Raw genomic sequence first — 223 nt, 5'->3', positions numbered from 1 at the left:
CGTCAGAGCCGACTGTAACCGTTGGTGCATCCGGATCAAGCGTATCGGGGAGTGTCGCAGAAGCCGCTTCCGATTCATTGCCAGCAGCATCGCTTTGCGTCACCGTGATGTTCTGGCCATTGCTCGCAGCAGCAACATAAGTCGCAGTGCCGCTCTCGCCAAGATCAACCGTGTCAAGCACGCTGCCATCAGCATTGTAGATCGTCGCTGTCCCACCCGGCTC

At 58.3% G+C, this 223-nt stretch carries 1 protein-coding gene; it reads right to left on the bottom strand.

Features of this window, described 5'->3' with window-relative positions; all coding sequences use genetic code 11:
* The coding region (locus ABE530_RS19780) for an Ig-like domain-containing protein (protein WP_499695744.1) at positions 1-223 on the bottom strand (223 nt) is incomplete at both ends.

Origin of the sequence: Brucella sp. TWI559 (genome assembly GCF_039674265.1) — a bacterium.
GTDB lineage: Bacteria > Pseudomonadota > Alphaproteobacteria > Rhizobiales > Rhizobiaceae > Brucella > Brucella chromiisoli.
The sequence above is the reverse complement of the archived record's forward strand: the minus strand, read 5'-3'. Positions and strand labels throughout refer to the sequence as shown.